Annotated in this window: 31 protein-coding genes; 2 read left to right on the top strand and 29 right to left on the bottom strand. The window is 46.7% G+C overall.

What is annotated here, in order from left to right; all coding sequences use genetic code 11:
* Positions 1–30: 30 nt before the first annotated feature.
* The 6 genes from AC6I8Y_RS02020 to dusA all read right to left on the bottom strand — a co-directional run bounded on the left by AC6I8Y_RS02020 (position 31) and on the right by dusA (position 6,291).
* Complete coding sequence (locus AC6I8Y_RS02020; protein WP_498020703.1) at positions 31–864, bottom strand: phosphoadenylyl-sulfate reductase; 834 nt, start codon at positions 862–864, stop codon at positions 31–33.
* Positions 857–2,605, bottom strand: a complete 1,749-nt coding sequence (gene cysI, locus AC6I8Y_RS02015; protein WP_498020702.1) for an assimilatory sulfite reductase (NADPH) hemoprotein subunit — start codon at positions 2,603–2,605, stop codon at positions 857–859. The genes AC6I8Y_RS02020 and cysI overlap by 8 nt, the downstream gene beginning before the upstream one ends.
* Positions 2,605–4,479: an assimilatory sulfite reductase (NADPH) flavoprotein subunit gene (locus AC6I8Y_RS02010; RefSeq protein WP_498020701.1), complete on the bottom strand. Its 1,875-nt coding sequence runs from the start codon at positions 4,477–4,479 to the stop codon at positions 2,605–2,607. Before AC6I8Y_RS02010 ends, cysI begins: the two co-directional genes overlap by 1 nt.
* A gap of 99 nt (positions 4,480–4,578) precedes the next feature.
* Positions 4,579–4,809 (bottom strand): hypothetical protein, encoded by a 231-nt coding sequence (locus AC6I8Y_RS02005; protein WP_042478735.1) that lies wholly within the window; start codon positions 4,807–4,809, stop codon positions 4,579–4,581.
* Positions 4,810–4,907: 98 nt separating this feature from the next.
* Positions 4,908–5,117, bottom strand: a complete 210-nt coding sequence (locus AC6I8Y_RS02000; RefSeq protein ID WP_042478737.1) for an envelope stress response protein PspG — start codon at positions 5,115–5,117, stop codon at positions 4,908–4,910.
* Positions 5,118–5,286: 169 nt separating this feature from the next.
* Positions 5,287–6,291 (bottom strand): tRNA dihydrouridine(20/20a) synthase DusA, encoded by a 1,005-nt coding sequence (gene dusA, locus AC6I8Y_RS01995; RefSeq protein WP_252013278.1) that lies wholly within the window; start codon positions 6,289–6,291, stop codon positions 5,287–5,289.
* 111 nt (positions 6,292–6,402) lie between these two features.
* On the opposite strand from dusA, the gene AC6I8Y_RS01990 reads away from it, so the two are divergent.
* Positions 6,403–7,470, top strand: a complete 1,068-nt coding sequence (locus AC6I8Y_RS01990; RefSeq protein ID WP_498020700.1) for a tyrosine-type recombinase/integrase — start codon at positions 6,403–6,405, stop codon at positions 7,468–7,470.
* 25 nt (positions 7,471–7,495) lie between these two features.
* On the opposite strand, the gene AC6I8Y_RS01985 is transcribed toward AC6I8Y_RS01990, so the two are convergent.
* The 21 genes from AC6I8Y_RS01985 to AC6I8Y_RS01885 all read right to left on the bottom strand — a co-directional run bounded on the left by AC6I8Y_RS01985 (position 7,496) and on the right by AC6I8Y_RS01885 (position 17,984).
* Entirely contained in the window at positions 7,496–7,930 is a 435-nt protein-coding gene (locus AC6I8Y_RS01985) for a hypothetical protein (RefSeq protein ID WP_498020699.1), read from the bottom strand.
* A 408-nt stretch (positions 7,931–8,338) separates the two neighbouring features.
* A complete protein-coding gene (locus tag AC6I8Y_RS01980) occupies positions 8,339–8,494 on the bottom strand; it encodes a hypothetical protein (RefSeq protein WP_498020698.1) in 156 nt (51 codons plus the stop codon).
* The gene (locus AC6I8Y_RS01975; RefSeq protein WP_353497224.1) at positions 8,487–8,687 is read right to left on the bottom strand and encodes a hypothetical protein; all 201 of its coding nucleotides are present in this window, start codon (positions 8,685–8,687) and stop codon (positions 8,487–8,489) included. Before AC6I8Y_RS01975 ends, AC6I8Y_RS01980 begins: the two co-directional genes overlap by 8 nt.
* A gap of 97 nt (positions 8,688–8,784) precedes the next feature.
* Positions 8,785–9,267, bottom strand: coding sequence for a structural protein (locus AC6I8Y_RS01970; protein WP_498020697.1), 483 nt, complete (start codon positions 9,265–9,267; stop codon positions 8,785–8,787).
* A gap of 4 nt (positions 9,268–9,271) precedes the next feature.
* On the bottom strand, positions 9,272–10,000 hold the full coding sequence (locus tag AC6I8Y_RS01965; RefSeq protein ID WP_498020696.1) for a hypothetical protein: 729 nt from the start codon (positions 9,998–10,000) through the stop codon (positions 9,272–9,274).
* Between the two features lie 2 nt (positions 10,001–10,002).
* Positions 10,003–10,722, bottom strand: coding sequence for a hypothetical protein (locus AC6I8Y_RS01960; RefSeq protein WP_498020695.1), 720 nt, complete (start codon positions 10,720–10,722; stop codon positions 10,003–10,005).
* The gene (locus AC6I8Y_RS01955; RefSeq protein WP_498020694.1) at positions 10,719–11,279 is read right to left on the bottom strand and encodes a chemotaxis protein; all 561 of its coding nucleotides are present in this window, start codon (positions 11,277–11,279) and stop codon (positions 10,719–10,721) included. The genes AC6I8Y_RS01960 and AC6I8Y_RS01955 overlap by 4 nt, the downstream gene beginning before the upstream one ends.
* A 1-nt stretch (position 11,280) precedes the next feature.
* Positions 11,281–11,655, bottom strand: coding sequence for a DNAase (locus tag AC6I8Y_RS01950; protein ID WP_498020693.1), 375 nt, complete (start codon positions 11,653–11,655; stop codon positions 11,281–11,283).
* Positions 11,652–11,852: a hypothetical protein gene (locus AC6I8Y_RS01945; protein WP_498020692.1), complete on the bottom strand. Its 201-nt coding sequence runs from the start codon at positions 11,850–11,852 to the stop codon at positions 11,652–11,654. Before AC6I8Y_RS01945 ends, AC6I8Y_RS01950 begins: the two co-directional genes overlap by 4 nt.
* Positions 11,853–11,981, bottom strand: a complete 129-nt coding sequence (locus tag AC6I8Y_RS01940; protein ID WP_286036895.1) for a hypothetical protein — start codon at positions 11,979–11,981, stop codon at positions 11,853–11,855.
* The gene (locus tag AC6I8Y_RS01935; protein ID WP_498020691.1) at positions 11,981–12,313 is read right to left on the bottom strand and encodes a hypothetical protein; all 333 of its coding nucleotides are present in this window, start codon (positions 12,311–12,313) and stop codon (positions 11,981–11,983) included. The genes AC6I8Y_RS01940 and AC6I8Y_RS01935 overlap by 1 nt, the downstream gene beginning before the upstream one ends.
* Before the next feature lie 12 nt (positions 12,314–12,325).
* The gene (locus tag AC6I8Y_RS01930; protein WP_498020690.1) at positions 12,326–13,156 is read right to left on the bottom strand and encodes a major capsid protein P2; all 831 of its coding nucleotides are present in this window, start codon (positions 13,154–13,156) and stop codon (positions 12,326–12,328) included.
* A 3-nt stretch (positions 13,157–13,159) separates the two neighbouring features.
* Positions 13,160–13,288 carry a hypothetical protein gene (locus AC6I8Y_RS01925; RefSeq protein WP_286036894.1) on the bottom strand — a complete coding sequence of 43 codons (129 nt, stop codon included), beginning with the start codon at positions 13,286–13,288 and terminating at the stop codon, positions 13,160–13,162.
* A gap of 126 nt (positions 13,289–13,414) precedes the next feature.
* Positions 13,415–14,164: a hypothetical protein gene (locus tag AC6I8Y_RS01920; protein WP_498020689.1), complete on the bottom strand. Its 750-nt coding sequence runs from the start codon at positions 14,162–14,164 to the stop codon at positions 13,415–13,417.
* The gene (locus AC6I8Y_RS01915) at positions 14,139–14,576 is read right to left on the bottom strand and encodes a hypothetical protein (protein WP_498020688.1); all 438 of its coding nucleotides are present in this window, start codon (positions 14,574–14,576) and stop codon (positions 14,139–14,141) included. The genes AC6I8Y_RS01920 and AC6I8Y_RS01915 overlap by 26 nt, the downstream gene beginning before the upstream one ends.
* Positions 14,569–15,090 (bottom strand): hypothetical protein, encoded by a 522-nt coding sequence (locus AC6I8Y_RS01910; protein ID WP_498020687.1) that lies wholly within the window; start codon positions 15,088–15,090, stop codon positions 14,569–14,571. The genes AC6I8Y_RS01915 and AC6I8Y_RS01910 overlap by 8 nt, the downstream gene beginning before the upstream one ends.
* A complete protein-coding gene (locus AC6I8Y_RS01905) occupies positions 15,083–15,391 on the bottom strand; it encodes a hypothetical protein (RefSeq protein ID WP_498020686.1) in 309 nt (102 codons plus the stop codon). The genes AC6I8Y_RS01910 and AC6I8Y_RS01905 overlap by 8 nt, the downstream gene beginning before the upstream one ends.
* Before the next feature lie 73 nt (positions 15,392–15,464).
* Complete coding sequence (locus AC6I8Y_RS01900) at positions 15,465–17,357, bottom strand: replication endonuclease (RefSeq protein WP_498020685.1); 1,893 nt, start codon at positions 17,355–17,357, stop codon at positions 15,465–15,467.
* A 3-nt stretch (positions 17,358–17,360) separates the two neighbouring features.
* Positions 17,361–17,540, bottom strand: coding sequence for a hypothetical protein (locus AC6I8Y_RS01895; protein ID WP_479290741.1), 180 nt, complete (start codon positions 17,538–17,540; stop codon positions 17,361–17,363).
* 1 nt (position 17,541) lies between these two features.
* Positions 17,542–17,724 (bottom strand): hypothetical protein, encoded by a 183-nt coding sequence (locus tag AC6I8Y_RS01890; RefSeq protein ID WP_479288659.1) that lies wholly within the window; start codon positions 17,722–17,724, stop codon positions 17,542–17,544.
* Positions 17,724–17,984: a pyocin activator PrtN family protein gene (locus tag AC6I8Y_RS01885; protein ID WP_498020684.1), complete on the bottom strand. Its 261-nt coding sequence runs from the start codon at positions 17,982–17,984 to the stop codon at positions 17,724–17,726. Before AC6I8Y_RS01885 ends, AC6I8Y_RS01890 begins: the two co-directional genes overlap by 1 nt.
* A 133-nt stretch (positions 17,985–18,117) precedes the next feature.
* Between AC6I8Y_RS01885 and AC6I8Y_RS01880 the strand changes: the two genes are divergently transcribed.
* Positions 18,118–18,723, top strand: coding sequence for a S24 family peptidase (locus AC6I8Y_RS01880; RefSeq protein ID WP_498020683.1), 606 nt, complete (start codon positions 18,118–18,120; stop codon positions 18,721–18,723).
* Between the two features lie 14 nt (positions 18,724–18,737).
* Here the strand turns inward: AC6I8Y_RS01880 and AC6I8Y_RS01875 are convergent, their stop codons facing one another.
* The gene (locus tag AC6I8Y_RS01875) at positions 18,738–19,655 is read right to left on the bottom strand and encodes a hypothetical protein (protein ID WP_498020682.1); all 918 of its coding nucleotides are present in this window, start codon (positions 19,653–19,655) and stop codon (positions 18,738–18,740) included.
* A 37-nt stretch (positions 19,656–19,692) separates the two neighbouring features.
* On the bottom strand, positions 19,693–19,932 hold the full coding sequence (locus AC6I8Y_RS01870; protein ID WP_498020681.1) for a hypothetical protein: 240 nt from the start codon (positions 19,930–19,932) through the stop codon (positions 19,693–19,695).
* Positions 19,933–20,206 lie beyond the last annotated feature (274 nt).

Raw genomic sequence — 20,206 nt, 5'->3', positions numbered from 1 at the left:
CCCTCCTTTTTTTAATGATGTGAATAGCGGTTAAATACCAGAACCGTCTGTCTCACCGTCGTCTTCGTGTAAACCACACTCACGTTTTAGACCATTAAAGCGAGTTTCCTCTTCTTTCATACCTGGTTCCCACTTCACTGTAGAGTGAGTATCACCTAAAGATAGGTAACCCGCTTCTTTAAGAGGGTGGTAACTCAAGCCATGCTCTTCTATATAGCTATCAACTTGTTCGTTGTTCCAATCGATGATTGGCAAGAACTTAAAACGGCCATTTTGAATCGCCAGTACTGGCAAGTTAGCTCGACTCTCTGACTGCTCACGTCTTAGGCCAGAAAACCAAGTATGAACATCCAACTCTTCGAGTGCCCTTTTCATTGGCTCTACTTTATTAAGCTGGTTGTATTGTTTAAGTCCATCGAGCCCTTTTTCCCATAACTTACCGTAGCGAGCCTCTTGCCAAGCTGGCGAGATGTTCGCTTTATAGATGTGTAGATTCAGATCTAACTGCTTCTGAAGCTTATCTATAAACTGATACGTTTCTGGAAATAGATACCCTGTATCGGTAAGCACTACCGGAACGTCCGCTTTTACACTTGTCATTAAGTGAAGCATAACCGCCGCCTGAACTCCGAAGCTTGAACTTAGGATATGCCCACCTGGCAAATTCTCTAGCGCCCACTCAACTCTCTGCTTCGCAGTCAATAGCTCAAGCTGACCATTTAGTTCTGCTAGCTTTAAAATCTGCTCGGTTTTAGTCAGTGACAACAACTCTTGAAGCTCTAGCGCTTTTGACTGATCTTGCGCGACTTCGCTAACTGAGCCTGCTTTAGCTACTTGTTTCTGGGAGATAACGTCTCTAGGCATAGAAATCCCTTTTCGATACTTTGACCTCTTCTATAATCCCAGCACGGATAACGAAGTCACCAAATGCTTCACCTTCATTACGCTGCTCCGCCCATTGACCTACTAAAGCATCAATCTCTTCTAGGATTTGTGCATCCGTAATGTTCTCTTTGTACATCTTAGGTACACGTGTACCTGCCTTGTTGCCGCCTAAGTGCAGGTTGTATCGGCCCGGCGCTTTACCAACCAAACCAATTTCAGCCAACATCGCTCGACCACAACCATTTGGACAACCGGTGATCCTCAAGATGATGCTCTCATCACTTGGGATCTGGTGTTTATCCAGAATGCTCTCTACATCAGTAACAAAGCTTGGTAGGAAACGTTCCGCTTCTGCCATTGCAAGAGGACAAGTTGGGAAAGCGACACAGGCCATCGAGTTTTTGCGCTGCTCAGATACCGCATCGTCCATCAGACCATGTTCACGAGCGATCTTCTCAATCTTGGCCTTGTTTGACTTAGATACCTTAGCGACAATCAGGTTTTGGTTTGCCGTCATCCTAAAGTCGCCTTTGTGGATCTTCGCAATCTCAGCAACACCTGTTTTAAGAGGCTTACCCGGGAAGTCGAGAAGTCGACCATTCTCAATGAATAGCGCTAAGTGGTATTTACCATCGATACCTTCAACCCAACCAATTCTGTCGCCACGCTCGGTAAACTCGTATGGACGGCTTTGCTCGAAACTAATGCCCGCACGTTTTTCAACTTCTGCTTTGAATACATCAATACCAACGCGGTCTAGTGTGTACTTAGTCTTGGCATTCTTACGATTTGAACGGTTACCCCAGTCACGCTGAGTTGTCACAACCGCTGCTGCTACATCTAGTGTTTTCTCCAGAGGAACAAAACCAAAGTCATCCGCACGTCTTGGGTACGTAGACGTATCACCGTGAGTCATGGCAAGGCCACCGCCAACAAGAACGTTGAAACCCACCAGCTTGCCGTTATCAGCAATCGCGACAAAGTTCAGATCATTGGCGTGCACGTCCACATCATTTTGCGGTGGGATCACGACTGTCGTTTTGAACTTACGTGGTAAGTAGTTCTTACCCAGAATAGGTTCGTCTTCTTCCTTACCTTCTGATGCAGTAGATTCTACTTTCTCACCATCAAGCCAAATCTCTGCATACGCTTTGGTTTTCGGAAGCAAATGCTCACTGATCTTTTTCGCCCACTCATAGGCTTCTTGATGTAGCTCTGATTCCACAGGGTTAGTCGTACATAGCACGTTACGGTTCACATCACCGGCTGTCGCAATAGAATCAATGCCGATAGAGTTCAGCGTTTGGTGCATTAGCTTGATGTTTGGCTTCAGCACACCATGAAACTGAAACGTTTGACGCGTCGTTAAACGAATACTTCCATACAGCGAATGATCAGTCGCAAACTTGTCGATAGCTAACCATTGCTTAGGCGTGATAATACCGCCCGGCATACGTGCGCGAAGCATCACGTTGTGTAGAGGTTCTAGTTTTTGCTTAGCTCGCTCGTTACGGATATCACGGTCATCTTGCTGATACATACCGTGGAAACGAATGAGCTGGAAGTTGTCAGCGGTAAATCCACCTGTGATGCGATCTTGCAGATCGTTCTCAATGGTTCCGCGCAGTAGGTTACTCTGCCCTTTTAGACGCTCGTTATCAGACAACGGCCCCAACTCTTCACCCAACACTTCTTGAATAGTGGCTGATTGCTTGCTCATTAGTACACATCCTTCTGATAACGTTTTGCTTTTCTTAGTTCGTTGACAAATTCTTCCGCCTGGTCAGCTTCTTTTCCACCATGCACCTTAACGATCTCAATCAGGGCATTGTGAACATCTTTGGCCATATGGTTGGCATCGCCACATACATAAATGTGGGCACCTTCCTGAAGCCATTGCCATACCTGCTCACCTTGTTCTAGCAATCGATGCTGAACATACACCTTCTCGTGCTGGTCACGGCTAAAGGCCACATCCAATCGGTTTAGCACACCTGACTTCAGATACTTTTGCCATTCCACTTGATATAGGAAATCTTGAGTGAACGTGCGGTCGCCAAAGAACAACCAGTTTTTGCCGCTGTCGCCTTGGTTATCACGCTCTTGGATGAAGCTTCTAAATGGTGCAATACCCGTACCAGGACCCACCATAATCACTGGCGTGTCACCATTTTCTGGTAGCTTGAAGTTATTGTTGTGCTCAACGAATACTTTAACTTCACCACCTTCTTCTAATCCACGCGATAGGAAGTAAGATGCACCGCCAAATCGGCTTTCCTCGCCCGCTTGATATTCAACAAGCCCAACCGTTAGGTGAACTTCTTCATCGACTTCTTCTTGGCTGGATGCAATTGAATAGAGACGTGGGGTTAAACGACGTAGTAGACCCAGTAGTTGCTCGGCCTCTAGCTTTGCTTTCTTCTCTTTAAATACGTCAATCACTTGGGTATTCGAAGCATACTCGCGAAGTTTGTCTTTATCAGCCGCTAGCTTCTCAAGCTTTTTACTTCCAGAAATCTCCGCATACTGTGCTACTTGTTGAGGATTTGCTGCGGTGATCTCGTAGTGCTTAATCAGTGCAGAGCGTAATGATAGGCTCTCCCCATCCACATCCACACTTTCAATACCTGATAGTCCAACTTGAGCAAGAAGTGCATCCACCAGCTCACTGCTGTTTTCGAACCACACACCCAACGCATCGCCCGGCTTGTAAGTGATGCCAGAGCCTTCAAGATCAATCTCGACATGACGAACATCTTTGCCAGAATCACGACCCGTGATCTTTTGGCTCGTCAGTAGTGTAGCGGTATATGGATTTTTCTTGGTGTAGTTAACCGTAGCGGCTGCAGTTGCCACAGGCAGTGTCACAACGTCTGCCGGTTGAGAGGCAAGATCTTCTTTGATGACCTCTAGCGCTTTCGCTCGCCACTCACCCGCTGGTGCGTCGTAATCAACGTCGCAGTCGATGCGATCAATAAATGAGGTTGCACCTAACTTGCCAAGGTACTCATCAAAATCTTTACCCGTTTGGCAGAAAAACTCATAGCTAGAATCGCCTAAGCCAATAACACCATACTTAAGATTCGGAAGTTTTGGCGCTTTCTTAGATTGAAGGAACTCATGTAGCTCAATCGCGTTATCAGGTGCTTCGCCCTCACCGTTTGTAGAGGCAACAACAATGACGTGTGTCTCTTTTGCCAAGTTCTTACCTTTGTAGTCACTGGCATCAAATAGCTCAACATCGATACCAAGCGCAGAAGCTTCTTCTTTTAGCTCCTCAGCAACCCCTTTGGCGTTACCCGTTTGAGAAGCAAAGATAATGGTCAGCTTACCTGCTGGTACGGCTGCCGCTGCTGTATTCACTGCGCTGGCAACTGGAGTAAGCGCTGATGGTGCACCCGCCTGACTCAATCCCCAAAAATAACCGCTTACCCATGCAAGCTGGTTTGAAGATAGGTTCGTTGATGCTTGTTGTAGTTGTGATAGCTGCTGATCGTTAAGTGGAGCAGCTAGGCTTGGTAATTCTTGAGAATTGTTATTACCGTTCGGCGACTGTTTTACGTTTGAAGACATTGTCACGACATCCCTAATCATTGCGTGACGATAGATTAACCAACCACCTTAATAACAAGAAAGAATAGATATGAATGTTTTATAACTTTTTTGGAAGAAGAGGTTCGTTTGGTAGGGAGGCTATTTAGCCTCAATACGAACCTCAGTAAAGCCGACGGCGAGCGCTGATTTAGACGCTTTGTCGAGATCATTGTACTGACACTCAGCGCCGTGAATATCCGTCAGCATAACGAAACCGCCTTGTTTGTGGCGAAACTCAACGATCCAACCGCCTTCGGATTCGGCGGGTTCAATGATCGCTTCTGCCAGTAAATCTTGATGGAATAAATACTTCAATTCCGTAATTGTCATGGCTCCCTCCAGAAATCCGATAATGACCGACGCCCTTGGTCATATAGATAACTATAGCAATTGTGCTTATCCCTGTAGGGTTATTTGTGATCAGTTTGTTAATTTGTGGGCGCCATTACCTTTTTATAGATCCAAATCGCTATAAGGAAGGCAATAATGTAAGGCAAGAGATTTAAAACAACCCCAACCATACCCAACAGAAACATCACCGCGAACGACACCACAATCGCCATTGTCACCGTGACAAACGTAACGCCTGTCATGACAAGAGTTGCAAGAAATACCAAAACGAAAATTAGTTCAAACATAACCTCTCCCATTTCGTTGCTAGTTTAAGTCTTTTGAATTACTCAAATAGACTGCAGGAAGCGTTCCAACTTTTAGATTCTTTAAAAATCATATAGATAGCTGAAAGTAAAAACTCCGACTCGCTTTCGCACAGTCGGAGTTGGTATTTATCGCCAAATGATTGGTAAATTACACATCCAGTTCAGATGGGATTTTTGCTAGTGCTGTTTCAAGCACTTCAATGCCTGCACCTTTCTTATGTGCATTTTCACTGATGTAACGACGCCACTGCCTTGCGCCTGGCATTGCTTGGAACAAGCCAATCATATGACGAGATATATGACCAAGGTACGAGCCATTAGAAAGCTGACGCTCAATGTACGGATACATCTCTTCAACGACTTGCTTGCGCTTTTTCACTGGAGTGTCTAAACCAAAGATAAGCTGGTCAACCTGGGCGAGGATGTAAGGGTTCTGATACGCCTCACGACCAATCATCACGCCATCAAGGTGCTGCAAGTGCTCTAAAGATTCTTCTAGAGTTTTTACGCCGCCATTTACTGCCACATTCAGATGTGGGAAGTCTTTCTTAATTTGGTAAGCGCGAGGGTAATCCAACGGTGGTATCTCACGGTTCTCTTTAGGGCTCAAGCCACTTAGCCAAGCTTTACGTGCGTGAATGGTAAACTGATCAACACCGCCCTTCTCAGATACCGTAGAGACAAACTTAGTCAAAAACTCATACGAGTCTTGATCATCGATACCAATACGAGTTTTTACCGTCACTGGAATATCAGCCACTTCACGCATCGCCGCTACGCACTCAGCCACTAAATCAGGTTCTGCCATCAAGCATGCACCGAAGCGGCCATTCTGTACGCGATCTGATGGGCAGCCTACATTCAGGTTTACTTCATCATAACCACGCTCAGCAGCAAGCTTTGCACAGGTTGCCAAGTCAGCAGGGTTTGAACCACCTAGCTGCAGTGCCACTGGATGCTCTTCTTCGTTATACGCGAGAAAATCACCTTTACCATGAATGATCGCACCTGTTGTTACCATCTCGGTGTACAACAAAGTTTGTGACGACAGTAGACGATGAAAGTAACGGCAATGTCTGTCTGTCCAATCGAGCATCGGTGCCACGGATAAGCGGTTTGATTGGAAATTGCTTGTGTTATCTGGCTTGGTCATTGTTTTACCTAATAATTTTACCCATCAAATCCGCTTTGAATATCGTGGAATTTTCCCAAATTTCGTCCTATAGTACCCCTTACAGTACCCCTCAAAGAGTAGGACGACGGAATGGCTTCACTCTCAATCGAAAAGCGGCAACTTAAAAACGGTGAATTCCGCTATAAAGCAACAATCATCGTCAAGAAAAAGCAGGCAATCATACACAGAGAGTCAAAGACTTTCAAAAAGAAAGAGCACGCTCGTACCTACGGTAAGAAACGCCTATCCGACATTGAATTAAACGGCATAAATAGTACCAAAACAGTCCCCCTTTCGGTACTCCTCGATAAGTTCATGGCAGATAAGGATTTATGGAACAACACAGGGCGAACCAAGCGCTACGTTATAGAAATGCTCAGAGATTGCGATATAGCGCAAATAGACAGCAATGAGCTAAAAACTAGCGACCTAATACAGCACTGCAAAAATCGCCGTGGTGCAGGCGCCAAACCTGCAACCATCTATCACGATATTGCTTATCTTCGTTCTGTAATGAAGAAAGCTAACCCCGTGTTCGACATAGAAGCCAACTATAAGATCTTTGATGAAGCAGTACCGGTACTAACAGACATGCAGCTTATCGGTAAAAGTGATAAGCGTACCCGCCGCCCTACTAGAGAAGAACTCGAAGCACTAAAGCAAGGGTTGATTGAGCGCCAAAACGCCAGAGCTAATGGGCAAGCTCGTATTCCGTTTGTCGATATCCTTGAATTTAGTATTTTGACTTGCATGAGGATTGGTGAAGTTTGCTCTTTGCGTTGGGAAGATATTAACGAAGAACATAAAACTGTGGTTGTGCGTGACCGTAAAGACCCGCGTAAGAAACAAGGGAATCACATGATTGTTCCTTTATTGGCTGAGTCGTTTGATATTGCAATGCGCCAGCCAAATGAGAGTGAGTTGATTTTTCCATTCAACTCTCGAAGTGTGACAGCTGGCTTTCAAAGAGTCAGGAACAAGCTTGGGATTAAGGATTTACGCTATCATGATTTGCGCCGTGAAGGGGCTAGTCGGTTGTTCGAGAAAGGCTACTCCATTGAAGAAGTAGCCCAAGTGACGGGGCATCGCAACCTGAACATCTTGTGGCAAGTATATACTCAACTTTTTCCACATAAACTACACAGAGATACTAATTAGACCGCCGCAAGTGAAGACAAAAAAATCACAAATCGATACAGGTAGAAGCAAATTGCTTCCCTGCAGCGGAAGCTTTTAAGCACAATTGTTTATCCTCCACACACGCATGAACCTTAACGATTCCCCAATCAAAAATATCGGCACAAGTGCCAGGTATGGCTACACAATATCGTTTGTTTGTGGAGAAGACTTTTACCCACTTACCGAATATTTTCACTTCAGCTCTAACGTCAAAATCTGCACAAATTTTAGTCCCCTCAAACTTGACGTTTCGAACACGAAGATGTCCTCTGTAGTCTTTCAGGATTGTTGGATCATCGTCAGTAAAATCAGATGCGAGGCCCACTTCCGGCTTTAGTTTTACTATTGGCGAATCAGCTGGAATTCTCCAAAACGTATCGCTGCTTTCAATAACCTCTTTCTCTGGAACTAACCAGTAGCCATGATTTCCTGATACCAACTGTCCTTCATGTTCTACGGCTTGTACAGCAATCAGTATTGCCCCCCACCTAAGGCCGTTGAATTTATACCTATTTTGTTTATCGAGAACTCTTCACTCTCAGAACCGTAAATTACTACTGAAAACCTGTTGTTTATTAGATCATTTAGCATCTTACATATCCCTATGTATTTGTCCTCTACAACAAAATTCAGAGAATAGTTTGTTAAGCCACAATACAGTGCCCGATGTTCATCTCGTTATCTAAAGATGATGAACGTTTTCAGATCCTGTACTAACGTTTCAACTAAATAAGATAGGTATTAAAAACTAGAATCACACTTTTTTTATGGCTGATGATTGACATAGGTATAGCAAGAAATCCTTCTATAAAAACTTAAAACTAATCAAACCGACTCCCCCCTCACTCTAGTATTCTCTGTTTTCTAACCTAGTTAAACGCTCATCCATTTTTTCCATCATCAAACGTAACCACTTAACATCAGTCTTGAGCGCGACTCCTACTCCAACTCCACTTGATAGAGCGCTAACCGCAGCAACAATCACACTTTGATACTCAGCCATTAAACTCATCTCGTATCGCCTCCCACAACCCAACCAAAATCGGTGCAGCTACACCAATCAAGCCACCCAATTGCAAACCTTCAGGCGTCACACTTGCCGTTAATAATTCAGGGTGCCCCGTTGCCAGTGCTACACCTGCACCGATTAGCGCAAGCCCCTTCTTAGTCGATGCCTGTTTTAAATCTATTTTCATTGTTAGTACTCCTAGCCGTTGATGCGCTTCCAGATATAAGCGCTGATTAAAGCGGTCAGGATGCCAACCGCTAGACGTTGCATTACTTCTTTTCGGGTCATGCCAGTGCCACCCCTTGAGCCGCATCCTCTAATGAGTAGTAGCGCCCGACTTCCATAATCGACATGGAATGCACTAGACGAGTCATGAACTCATCATCAAAGAGGTTGAGCTGAGTGTTGGCGCCAACATTGAGCCGACCAGCCACGAACTGTACATAGTTATCCGTGTCATTGTTGTCACTCTTAGGTGCAAAGCGGCCGATAATCCCTTGAAGGGTGTTTAGCCCATACAGGTTTTGGTAGTTGCGAATGAGCTTAGTCGCCGCACGAAAGCCGTACTTCGAGTGTGAGAAGGTTTCAAATGCCTTGTCTTTAGACGGTGTGACTTTACCCGTCCAAGCATTGTTACTAATGCGAATATTGAGCGGGTTGTTGTTACGTATCCCGCGATTAAGTTGAGATTTCACGATATTGACTCCTTTAGGCGCACTCCATGCCAGCACGCCGATGATTGTTAATAGAACAATTGCGCGCAGCATTGGATTACTCCTCTACGGGTGGAGGTGGCTGTTTGAATGCTGGCTTATTGAATCCAACAAAACGCAGTACTCCGAAGTGGTCATCTGCCTTAACCAATCCAGCATCAAAGTGATTACCCGAATCACCGCCAATCTTCATATCAAGGTCGAGTCGAACGGGTTTTCCTTCACCGTAAGTCAGCCATTCATCGAGCTTCATAGGGTCAATCATGAGCGAGAATTCGTTCTCTAGTGCAAAACCGTATTCTGTCGGCTCATCCACTTTCGCCAGCTTAGGTGTGATTTTTGAGTAACCAAGCTTCACTGTGTTTTCAGCATCAATGAGCATGGATAACTCAGCCTTAACACGAAGCTTTTTAAGCTCTGTCTCTAGTACTTCAGGCGCAATAGGGTCAGATACCTCCAATTTGAAAAACATGCTCAGATTGAAAGTCAGCCATAAAAACTCATTCGTCGTTGGCTCAGTGCTTTTAAGTAGCTGAGATAAGTCAATGAGCCCGTCTTGCGAGTTATTGAAAAACAACGTGTCGACCAAGGGACTTTCCATTGCATCCCAAAACGGCGACTTACCGAGCTGAATAGTTTTTTCAGTGTCACCCGAACCGTTGCTGTAGGTTGAAATCGGCGCTAGAAGGGTTTGACTACTGCCGCCACCTTGATTCTTGAGCAAGTCATATAGGAACTCTATTTTGTTTCGACTGCTACCCGTTGGTAGCGCAGGAAAAACGGACATAATTAGTACTCCAATACCTGCGCTTTATCTGGCGCGGTACCTGTTAAGGTGAATGTGGCAGCAGTTGGAACCGTGAGCTTTTCGCCTGCCGTAAGCTCAAAGCCGTTAAGACTGATTAGCCCTGTGTTGGCGCTGCTGGCTTTGATGATGACGCCATTGCGGGCAGGATTAGCGGGCACCTCTAGAGGCATTTCTCCGCTAATGGTTGAAAGCGCGCTACCTGAGAGCACCTTGATACTCTGTCCCACTGCCAGCTCAATGCTTGGCATGGTGCCGATATTCACCGACTGACCGTTTTTGAGTTGAACGTCAGGCAGGGTTTTGATGTCAACTTGCTGACCATCTTCAATCTGCACCTTTGGCAGTGAGGAAACCCCCACGCTTTGCCCTGCTTCAATTTCGACTTTGGGTAACTCGGTCACTCCTACCGTTTGTCCAGGCAAAAAACTAACGGAGGGCATAGTTTGAATATCGAGCTTTTGACCTTCCACTGGCGGAGTGAAATCACCCACACCATGCTCAAGAGAAAGCTCTCCCTCTCCCGATAGCAGGATTCGACCTAACGGTTTGCCATATCGAAGCACTGAGCGATTAGGTAGAGAAAAACTCTCCCCTGTCGCGTCCACTTGAACCGATAACTTGCCAGCAATCGACTCAACAAAGAGCCAAGTCGATTCAATAGTGAGAGGGATGGTTTGCCCTTTGACTAGATTGAGGTTCATTTCTGCACCGCCTTAAAGAGAACAAAACCAAGCACCAGCACAATCACTGCCATGAGTATCAATTGCTGCTTATTCAGTGCGCTTTGTCCGTTGTCTTGTTTGAACTTGGCAAGCTCGGTGAGCTTGGCGAGGTTTTCCGTATTTTGAGCCGCTTGGTTACCTGCAAGCCCTGCCATCATCTGCAAGTTTTCGCTATTGGTGGTACTGAACTCGTTAAGTGCACCCGCCGCGAACTTGAGACTGTTATCGGTGTTGCGCTCAACCAAGCCAAGCGTTTCACTCATGGCGCCACTGGCGAACTCATAAGATTCGTCCAGCGCGTCACCCGCAAAAGCAAATGACTCGTCTACCGTGTCACTGGCAAACGCTAGGGTTTCTTTGCCGAACTCAAAGGATTTATCCACGGCGCCGTGGTCAGTGGCAGTAATATTGAGCGTGGAATCGCTCACCCCGCTGACTGCTACGCCTAAGTTGTCACCGTCAATGGCATTCTGACCACTGACGTTTTTGGTATTCGTTGTTGTATTGCTTGAGGAGCTACCGCCACCACCGCCCATGCTACAACCTCCACTTTAGATATTTGGCGTCACCGTGCGCTGTCTCCGTCACACCACCTAACCTTTTAAGTAGCCTCACCACCAAAGGGAAATAAGAGTGGCAAGCCATTGCGGTTAATTGGTTCTTTTTGACGAACTCAGAAAGCACACGGGTCGCCTTGAGCGCATTGGTACCCACTGCCGCCCAAATGAAATAGGTTTGACCGCGCACCTCTCCCGCCAGCAAGCAATCTACCCCTTCGCCTTGAATGCGATAAATGCTTACTCGCCCCGCTTCAATCTCATGCTTCATCACATCAAAGTCATTCGGACAGGCACGAAAAGCAGGTTTGAGACTGTCTATGGATGCTTGGTTTTGGGTTACGACGCGAATCATTTTTTGCGCATCCAGACAATGAGCACGGCAACCACCCCAGCGACAATCAACCAAGTCGGCATACCGCCGCCCATGTTGATACCACCTACGCTTTGCCCTGAACGGGTCGAGCCATGAGAAGATGATGGACCAGCCGCGCCGCCACCTGCATTGATAGGCATTGAGCCGCTATTCGTTAGAGAATCAAAACCAATCATTTACCACCTCAACTTGAACCAGATAACCACCGCAATCACAGCTAGAATCATCCACTTTGCTTTGTTGATTTCCTTGGCAGTGAGGTAACCCAAGGTCACCCCCGCCAAGCCTAAATAAGCTAACGGCATCACTTGCCCCCTTTGAGCGCAAACGCAAAGCCGCCTAGCACCAACACAGCCAATAGCGCGATGATTGCCACGCTTTGCCACTGCATACCGCCCGAAGTGGTGTGCACTGGTTGCCCGTTAGGTTGCTGGTAATCATTGTTGTTAGCTCGATTCTCGTCTGGACTGGCAGACTTAGCGCGGTCTAACTCGTTATCCATCTTGATACCAAGCCAATCCTCACCAAAGCCGCCGACCACATCCACCGCGCCGCCAACAATCTCACCTGCACCCTCTAGGATGCTGTCAAACCAACCACCACTTGAGGAGGTTTGAGTCACACTAGGGTTTTCCATTGGTCACCCCCTTTATTTCGCTGCGATAACGCCCACTTGCTCAATCGCTTCAATCAGTACTGGCACACTGCCGTTCTGTGACTTATCCAGTTCGAATTGAAGCTGTTTTAGTGCGTTGGTAGGCAAGCGCCCCTCAACACCAAAGCCCGTTCGAACAAAATCAAGACTGAACCAACCTGCGTTTTGCTCTAGACCTGAAATCGCCAAGTCAAAAGCGTTATCCGCTTTGGTGACATTGATTTCTTCCACGCTGTCACGCATGACGCGAACACGGTCAATAGACGAGTCTTTGAAGTGAACACGCTTGAGTGAAAACGCTGGCGAACGCTCAGGAAAATCAAACGGCGTGCGACCTGTCGCACTGGCGAACCAAGTCAGTGAGTAGATGCGCGGTAAGTAAATACGCTGAGATTGTGCCGCAGTCGTATGAGAGCGAGCACGGATACTTGGCGCAGGAGTGCCACCCGCTTTCGAGGCAAGCTGGATATACACAAACCAGATTTCACCTTGCAGCGTGACCAATTCACCAGTACGAACGCCGCCCTTAGTACGAAGGGTTAAATCCGCAAATGGGATAACGTAGCGACCATCTTGGGTAAACTGCTTACGGTGTTCTTGAAGATCTACCAAGTCTTGACCTGTTAGGTTGTACACCTCCTTACCATTTAGCGTGATGCGTACACGCTCAACATCGGCAGGGTCAGTAATATCGGTGACCAACTCAATAGATTGATATGTAGGACCACTTACCAAACGCAGTGTAGCTTGGTTGCCCCAATTCACACCCTCAACAGGGTCTAAATCAAGTGGGCGCGGGTTAAATGGTGTGCTTAGTAGTTCCATAGCTTAAAACCACCCTGAGTTACCATTGATTTGCTCTTTGATAGGCTTGAGCGCGCCTACGTTGTTAATGACTGCCAATGCAATCAGCATGACCACGATGGTCATCAGCATTGTTTTATGACTAGCTTTCATATGTTTCCCCTGCTTCACAGCGTTGGAAAGGTTTAAAGGAGTCAATATCAAATCAGGTGGCGGGGAGTTCGTCACTAGGGTTCAACCTATAGGTATAACTTTTAACCTATAGGTTGAAATGAGAGGTTAACGATAGTTTCGAGAGAGCCTTTTGCCCGTTTCGCAGTTCAATGCGCCGCGCTCTAGGTTGCCAATACCGTCACGAATAATCAGGTATTCGGCAATCGCTTTGCCACTGCATTGCTTGTTTACTTTGGCACTTTTAAGGTCAGCCACTTCATTCGAGTGAACCCCTTTTTGCTTGGCTACCCAATCCGCATCCACGCCAGAGTTCACCGCACCAAGCCACCACACGCTTGATTGGTTAGTGACAGTTTTGGGCACCTCTTGCCCTCGCTGAAAGATGGTGTGAACCACATGACCAAACTGGCGACCACCACGAAGTAATTCACCCGTTTTGCCCTCAAGCTTTCCTGACGTTTCCGCGCAGCTTGCCAGCTCCTCTATCACTACATGCAGTTTGGGTTTGTGACCATCGCCAAGCGCCCAAGCAATTGCGCTGAAGGTTTCAAGCTCGGACATACACGCGCCTTTTGGTGGTATGTAGGCGAGCTTAAACGAACATCCCGCACGGCGTCCTTGTACCGCCGCCTTGATAAACTTGGCAGGGTCAGTAAAGCCGTGACACATTTGCCCGTGAAACTTTTGCCCTGCGTAGTTGCGGTACGGATCAAAGAACAGAGCTTGTGACTTCTTAGGTACGAGCCCCATGTATTTCACTGCACTGGTTTTGCCGCTACCCGTTCCGCCAAGGTAAACGGTGTGCTCAGCGTCGTGGGATGGGTTGGAGTTAATCGGGTTTACGATGAGAGTCACGCTCTGCCTCCTGCTGCTTTTTCAGTTCAAGGGCGGTGATTTGCTTTTTAGACGCCCACCACAAGCCAAGGATTGCCAAGGCAAGGGTCATGACATTCATGTAATCGCCGCATTGGTCGAGAAGTGCACCGCCGTATTGCTTGGCAACAGGGCGAGCCGCATTCACCACGCTTTGCTTGGCGCGCTCATCAAACTCAAAATCAATGTCTTTGAGAATCGACACGGCTTGCTCAACCACCACAAGCCCAGTAGTGACCAGCGCATCAAACGCCTCGCTGGTATCTACCTCAGTCTGACTTTCAGTTGAGGCTAACGCGCCTTCTTGTACTGACGGCTCATTGTTGAGGTTGGCAATGTAAGCGTCCAACTCATCGAGGTTGTCAGCACTTGTTTCAACGGTTGGGTTAGTCATGGCTAACGCCCTCCTCACTCGGTTGTGGCTTGGCTAACATGCGTTTGATGGCAAACAGCAACACGACAATGACGCCAAGACAGGCGGCAACCTTGAAAATTTGCGGTTTCAGGTTTGTTGCTGGCTCAGTGGTTTCAGTGGTACTGGGCTCGGTTGGTGGCAGCACCTCTGCGGGAGGGGTTACCGTAGGCGAAAAAATCTCAACGCTTTCAACACTCGGTTCAACCGTTGATTCAACCGACTCCACAACAGTTGGCTCAACCTTGTCAGATAAGGCTTGGAGCGCATCGGCGGTTTCGGTCATGTTGTCAGTGCAATAGCCACTCACGGTTTTGCTCATTGAACTGTTACCGCAGCTAGGGCACTTGTAATAGAGCAAACCAAGGTTGCGCCCGTTCTTGACCGTTTCCCCGCTATCTATCAAGCGACCTTCCCCCACCATGTGAACGGTGGCAGTGCTGCTGCAAACAGGGCACGGCACATAGCCGCGCACTGGATTGGGCGTTTTACTCATTGGTGGTCGCCTCCTCAATCACTGCATTCAACTGCTTTTCAAGCGCTTGCTTGCGCTGCTCTCGAATAGCTCGGTTTGACTTGGCGACCAGTTTTGCTTTCTCGATGAGCTTAGGGTCTAAGCCAAGCACGGAAAGCGGGTCAGCGCCGCCCATAATGACTTTGGGCGCCAGCGATAAAAGCTCACCTGGAGAGAAATCTTTGACAGTATCAAACGCCGTTTCTAATTCTGCTTCCAGTGCGTCAATGGTGTTAAGGCGCACAAGCTCGGCTTGGCACTCATCTTTGGTCATGGTTTTCATGGTGTTCCCCTGTCTCTCGACGTTGGTAATGGTGTTGTTAAGGTTGCCCCTGATTCACATCGTTGGCAGTAAGCTAGGTGCCACCTCTGGCGGCGAACTCCTCCCACTCTGGCGAGCCAAACCTATCTAGCTCGTTGAACAGGAAAAAGTTATCAATGATTTGTTGTTGTCTTGGTAGCGAAATTTTCTGCGTACAATTATTGCCACTAGACCAAGGCGCAAGCTCCCGCTTGCTTGAAGAAGCCTCCGACAAGTCGGAAGGCTTTTTGATGAGCTTCCACTCTATCTCATGGGTGAGCACTTCTAGACCGCTTCCACGTAGCCCAATAACACGCGCTGTCATTTCGCCGTATTTGTTCTCTTTGGCTTCTTTCTTGGTGGTAATTGGGCGCATGGATTGAGGTAGTCGGTGACCGCCCATGTAATCGAAAAAAGCAGAGAAAAAACCCGCATCAGCCGCACGGCGCGCCTTCTCAAAGGTGCAATATTCTTGCTCATCGCTAATGCGTCTTAGCTCGCGCCATACCGTGACAGACGGTGTTTTTTGAAATTGGAACTGACGAAAACAAAAGGTGCGCGACCATGAAGTGACGTTTTTCACCGTGTCTTGCAGCTTGGCTTTCTTATTGTCGAGATCCGATAAATCCTCAAGCCCAAAACCGTCAACGTTCTTAGAAATGTACTTGGCAAGGTAAGCCACGGCGCCGCCTTCAGTGCCGTCCAGCATCTTGGCTTCAAAGCGCGCTTTCATAGCTCGGTGTTTTGGGTCACCGTTCCTGAAATAAAGCTCATCGCTGTCACGCTGAAATTGGTATTCCTGAAGCATTCTGATAAACACGGGCATTTGCTCAAGCGGCATGAAAAACACGCCGTGCCAATGGGGTGTGCCGTCTTGGTGAGGCTCCACGACTCGCATCCCGTAATAGGTTAAGTCATGGCGCCCCGCCCATGCTCGAAAACGGTTCCAAGACATAGACAGCCAAGCGTGAGCACCTTTCGGTGTGCCACCGTCCCAATGGGTGTTTTCAATCCAATATTCACCGCGCTTGGTGAGTCGGTGAAAACGGCTTGGTGCGGTCATAGTGATAAAAATGGCGGCGTGGTTGTTTGAGTCGGCATACTCCTGACAGCCAGCAATGCGGGTCATGAGTTCATGACGACGATTAACAGGGTTGGACTGTGACGACTCATGCACCTGTGACATTTCCACCACATCACCCTCAACGGATTCAATCGCCATGAGTTCTAACCACTCACGCTGTCGCTCTTGGCGAATCTTGAGCCACTCACACGCCGAAATCGACGCATAAGGGGAGATATGCGGCGACACCATTCCCGCCGCCCTACGTGCATTCTCAAACGCTGCAATGGTCTGTTTGTCGATTGCTCGGCGCCATACGCCCTCATCAAGCAAACGGGCAAGGATGGAATAAGCCTCATCTTCATCGTTGGCAACTTCAAATTGAGGCATCCAAAGGCAAGCCCCAACATATTCATGAATGCGTTTAATCGCATCAAACGCCGTGCCGCCTGTTTTGGCGACGAGTTCAAAGTGAAAACTTGCGCGCCCTGATAACTCAGTTGCAAGGCGAGCACGTTTTAACTCTGTGTTGATAGTCCAATATGGCTCTGGCAATACGCCAAGTGCTGACGATGCCGCCGCACTGCGTGACTCAATGAATTGCAATGCTCGCTTAAAGCCGTACTTGCGAAAACGAACCGCTGACGCTTTATCAAGGTAGTTGCGAATGTCATTAGGTAGCTTGAACTTGTTAGCGACTTGGTGAGCAAACTCAAACACACGCTCTTTGGGCGTGGCGCCACATAGCGGTTGATGCTTTTCCGCTACCATCGCCAAATGCGGCGCCGTAGCTTGGTTTTTCATCACATACGTTGCAAGCTCCTGACGCAGATTGGTCGGGAGCTTAGTCAACGGATTATTGGTGGTCTTACCGATTTTCTGCATTGATTAACGCTTAGTCCAAGTGAGAGGGTTAACGTTGAGTTTGCGAGCGCGTGGGCGGTTCAAGCCAAGCTCAGAGCGTAGCTTTTGAACCATACGCGCTGATTTTTCACTCTTGTCAGGGTCGAAGTTGGCGCACCCCGCCATATCGGGGCACGGCAAATGAATGGGGTCAGATACTTTCATGCTAAGCCTCGACGCTTTCCATAAGTTCAATTGCCTCCTCAAGCTGAATAAGCACACCCGTGAGATAGTTATCTTGGTCAGTGCTGTTGCTAGGCTGCATTTGATTTTCAATCACCTTATACAAAAGCTTGGCTTCGCTTGAATGAGTGAAATCTAGGTTGATGCCGTGTAATGGTGTGCTCATCAGATACCTCCATTTACTGACTGCCAATCGTTCATTGCTTCAGCATGGCGTTGGTCGATGTACGCTGCGAGATCTTCAATTTTGATTAGTGATGGGCTGCGCTCAGAATCACGCAATTTGAAGGTAGGAACGGGGAAGTCACAAGCCTTAGCTCGCTGCTCTGCCGTTTTGGGTGTGATGCCGAAAAACTCTTGGCATACCTGCTTTAGTTCAACTGTAGGGCTTTCAAATCGCGCCAATAGTGCAAAATTTGTGTTCATATTTCCTCCATGTTGTACACTTGAGGTAACTAAAGTTAATTCGCAACTCCTCAAGTTTCCTCAAAAACGATTTGAGTTAATTATGAGGAATTATTTCTACATTTCAACCCACTTTTGAAGAATTGAGATAATTATGAGTGATTTTGAGTTAAGTTTGAGGAAACTTAAAGAAGTTACGAATACCTCTACCAACGCAGAGCTGGCAAAGGTTTTAGAGATATCGCCCAAAACAATCTACACATGGCGAGAGCGCCAAAACATACCCGAAAAAATCTTCCTGAAAGCTAGACAGCTGTCACAGAAAGCAACCACATTGCCTATGGGTTACCTAGAGCTAAAATTCTTTGATATTGAGGTAAGTGCTGGACACGGGGCGCTTGTCGAGAAAGAAGAAGAATCAACCGCGATGGTGTTTAGCGAAAAGTTCTTGAGGCAAGACTTAGGCTACAACCCTGCAAATGTGTTCTTGATGCCTGTTCGTGGTGACAGTATGAGCCCCACGTTAAAGAATCAAAGCATCGTAATGGTCAACCGCGTTGACGGCTTCTCTACAGATGGAATTTATGTCTTTAGATATGATGGACGATTGATGGTTAAACGACTCCAGTTCTTACCTAATGGCATTAAGGTAGTTAGCGACAACACAGCTTATGAACCTTGGGAGCTTGGAAAGGAAGATATCAAAGGAGCTGACTTTGAGATCATTGGAGAAGTAGTTTGGTCGGGACAACGAATGTAAAAGTCAATGGCTAATTATTCTTGAAGGCTAGGTGATAGTTTATCGAACTCGCCTTGCAACGTAGCGTCATACAGGTGAGCATGTACAATTTCTCGAATTGGCAGTGTTACAACGAACTGCGCCCAGCTTTCTTTCTTAAATAGCTCATCATGCTGCTCTAAGAAACTATTCATAGATTCTTCAGACACCTTAACTCCATCTTTTTCCAACGAATCAACGAAGGCCTGCTTTCGCTTATCTTTAACCATCGACAAGACTTTTTCATAGGGAGTGGTTGGGAGAAATTTCTGAGTTTTATCATTGCGATAACCACTCAATATCGGTAAGAGCAATATGTCTGACACCCTAGGCCGTGGTGTAACTTCATAAATATACCCAACGTATACTTTGTTATCAGACATGGTAAATAGAATTGGTAATCGTGTTTGCAGAGAGTCTCTAATAGTCCTTGTAAACTCAGGGCTCTCGGGATCATTCAAAAAAGCATTTTTAAACTCGCTAGCTTGTTTTTTGAAAGTTTCTTGTCTGTACAAACACACACTCTTGAAAGAGAAGCCATTGCCTGAAAAAAACTCTTTTATGTTGGGACCGTAGTGGTAATACTTGGTAGAAATGCTTAAACAAACAGCAATTAGAGCTACGTCGATAGCAGCGGCATTGCTGTTATCCTCTTCCAACGAAAATACCCAGCAAAGAATTAGATGTCCGACACTAGATTCAATACCTAGCGCCTTACCAGCTAACAGAAACAGTCCATACAAAAGAACGGCAGCCCCAAAGAACACGAGACCATAGGCGGAGATAAGGAAAAAAGTATGATTACCACTGCTTCGTTTAAGCTGATAGTGCTTGGTGTGTAGGTTTTCCAGATAATGATAACCTGCCATACCAATAAAGAACACTAGGAGAAATGTCGGTTTTATTAGTCCCACTTATTGTAACCATTCCTTGGTTAGGTTTAACCCATTATTAAACTGCGCCTTTCGCGATACCAGCTTGCTCAACAACACATGAAGCAGCTCGAATCTGATCATTTACAGTTTCATCTTCGCTGAGTTGTGCGACCCTTACGTGATAAACGTCATCACCAACGTTATCAATCAGACTAACAGCCTCATCTTCCATTTGCTTAATGTGTTCGTCATATTTTTTCAAAAGAGCATCCAACTCTTCATCAATAGTAGAACGTACATCATTTTTAATAGCCATGAACACACCTCTTTGTTTTATGACCATCAAGTGCTAGCCTCAAGGTCATTAGCTTTGTAATAGTTGTGTATGTAAAGCATTTTGTCCACATAAAAGATTAGAAAACTTGAACCGAAACTATGTCGGTTTTGACAGTGCCATAGGTCAATAGTTCCCCTATGGTACCCCTCAACTTATGCAAAGCCATATATAGAAACACTTTCTGTCCAATCGAGCATCGGTGCCACGGATAAGCGGTTTGATTGGAAATTGCTTGTGTTATCTGGCTTGGTCA

Source organism: Vibrio sp. KUL78 (assembly GCF_059725505.1).
The sequence above is the reverse complement of the archived record's forward strand: the minus strand, read 5'-3'. Positions and strand labels throughout refer to the sequence as shown.

Excerpts from the sequence above, each read along its gene's own strand:
- AC6I8Y_RS01940 (WP_286036895.1), bottom strand. The coding sequence starts at position 11,981 with ATGCCGTTAGCTTATTTAGGCTTGGCGGGGGTGACCTTGGGTTACCTC.
- AC6I8Y_RS01975 (WP_353497224.1), bottom strand. The coding sequence starts at position 8,687 with ATGAAAATAGATTTAAAACAGGCATCGACTAAGAAGGGGCTTGCGCTA.
- AC6I8Y_RS01905 (WP_498020686.1), bottom strand. The coding sequence starts at position 15,391 with ATGAAAACCATGACCAAAGATGAGTGCCAAGCCGAGCTTGTGCGCCTT.
- AC6I8Y_RS01885 (WP_498020684.1), bottom strand. The coding sequence starts at position 17,984 with ATGAACACAAATTTTGCACTATTGGCGCGATTTGAAAGCCCTACAGTT.
- AC6I8Y_RS02005 (WP_042478735.1), bottom strand. The coding sequence starts at position 4,809 with ATGACAATTACGGAATTGAAGTATTTATTCCATCAAGATTTACTGGCA.
- AC6I8Y_RS01965 (WP_498020696.1), bottom strand. The coding sequence starts at position 10,000 with ATGTCCGTTTTTCCTGCGCTACCAACGGGTAGCAGTCGAAACAAAATA.
- AC6I8Y_RS01970 (WP_498020697.1), bottom strand. The coding sequence starts at position 9,267 with ATGCTGCGCGCAATTGTTCTATTAACAATCATCGGCGTGCTGGCATGG.
- AC6I8Y_RS01955 (WP_498020694.1), bottom strand. The coding sequence starts at position 11,279 with ATGGGCGGTGGTGGCGGTAGCTCCTCAAGCAATACAACAACGAATACC.
- AC6I8Y_RS01890 (WP_479288659.1), bottom strand. The coding sequence starts at position 17,724 with ATGAGCACACCATTACACGGCATCAACCTAGATTTCACTCATTCAAGC.
- AC6I8Y_RS01960 (WP_498020695.1), bottom strand. The coding sequence starts at position 10,722 with ATGAACCTCAATCTAGTCAAAGGGCAAACCATCCCTCTCACTATTGAA.
- AC6I8Y_RS01870 (WP_498020681.1), bottom strand. The coding sequence starts at position 19,932 with ATGGCTATTAAAAATGATGTACGTTCTACTATTGATGAAGAGTTGGAT.
- AC6I8Y_RS02010 (WP_498020701.1), bottom strand. The coding sequence starts at position 4,479 with ATGATTAGGGATGTCGTGACAATGTCTTCAAACGTAAAACAGTCGCCG.
- AC6I8Y_RS01935 (WP_498020691.1), bottom strand. The coding sequence starts at position 12,313 with ATGGAAAACCCTAGTGTGACTCAAACCTCCTCAAGTGGTGGTTGGTTT.
- dusA (WP_252013278.1), bottom strand. The coding sequence starts at position 6,291 with ATGACCAAGCCAGATAACACAAGCAATTTCCAATCAAACCGCTTATCC.
- AC6I8Y_RS01915 (WP_498020688.1), bottom strand. The coding sequence starts at position 14,576 with ATGACTAACCCAACCGTTGAAACAAGTGCTGACAACCTCGATGAGTTG.
- AC6I8Y_RS01980 (WP_498020698.1), bottom strand. The coding sequence starts at position 8,494 with ATGGCTGAGTATCAAAGTGTGATTGTTGCTGCGGTTAGCGCTCTATCA.
- AC6I8Y_RS02020 (WP_498020703.1), bottom strand. The coding sequence starts at position 864 with ATGCCTAGAGACGTTATCTCCCAGAAACAAGTAGCTAAAGCAGGCTCA.
- AC6I8Y_RS01900 (WP_498020685.1), bottom strand. The coding sequence starts at position 17,357 with ATGCAGAAAATCGGTAAGACCACCAATAATCCGTTGACTAAGCTCCCG.
- AC6I8Y_RS01925 (WP_286036894.1), bottom strand. The coding sequence starts at position 13,288 with ATGAAAGCTAGTCATAAAACAATGCTGATGACCATCGTGGTCATGCTG.
- AC6I8Y_RS01895 (WP_479290741.1), bottom strand. The coding sequence starts at position 17,540 with ATGAAAGTATCTGACCCCATTCATTTGCCGTGCCCCGATATGGCGGGG.
- AC6I8Y_RS01880 (WP_498020683.1), top strand. The coding sequence starts at position 18,118 with ATGAGTGATTTTGAGTTAAGTTTGAGGAAACTTAAAGAAGTTACGAAT.
- AC6I8Y_RS01990 (WP_498020700.1), top strand. The coding sequence starts at position 6,403 with ATGGCTTCACTCTCAATCGAAAAGCGGCAACTTAAAAACGGTGAATTC.
- cysI (WP_498020702.1), bottom strand. The coding sequence starts at position 2,605 with ATGAGCAAGCAATCAGCCACTATTCAAGAAGTGTTGGGTGAAGAGTTG.
- AC6I8Y_RS01910 (WP_498020687.1), bottom strand. The coding sequence starts at position 15,090 with ATGAGTAAAACGCCCAATCCAGTGCGCGGCTATGTGCCGTGCCCTGTT.
- AC6I8Y_RS02000 (WP_042478737.1), bottom strand. The coding sequence starts at position 5,117 with ATGTTTGAACTAATTTTCGTTTTGGTATTTCTTGCAACTCTTGTCATG.
- AC6I8Y_RS01930 (WP_498020690.1), bottom strand. The coding sequence starts at position 13,156 with ATGGAACTACTAAGCACACCATTTAACCCGCGCCCACTTGATTTAGAC.
- AC6I8Y_RS01950 (WP_498020693.1), bottom strand. The coding sequence starts at position 11,655 with ATGATTCGCGTCGTAACCCAAAACCAAGCATCCATAGACAGTCTCAAA.
- AC6I8Y_RS01945 (WP_498020692.1), bottom strand. The coding sequence starts at position 11,852 with ATGATTGGTTTTGATTCTCTAACGAATAGCGGCTCAATGCCTATCAAT.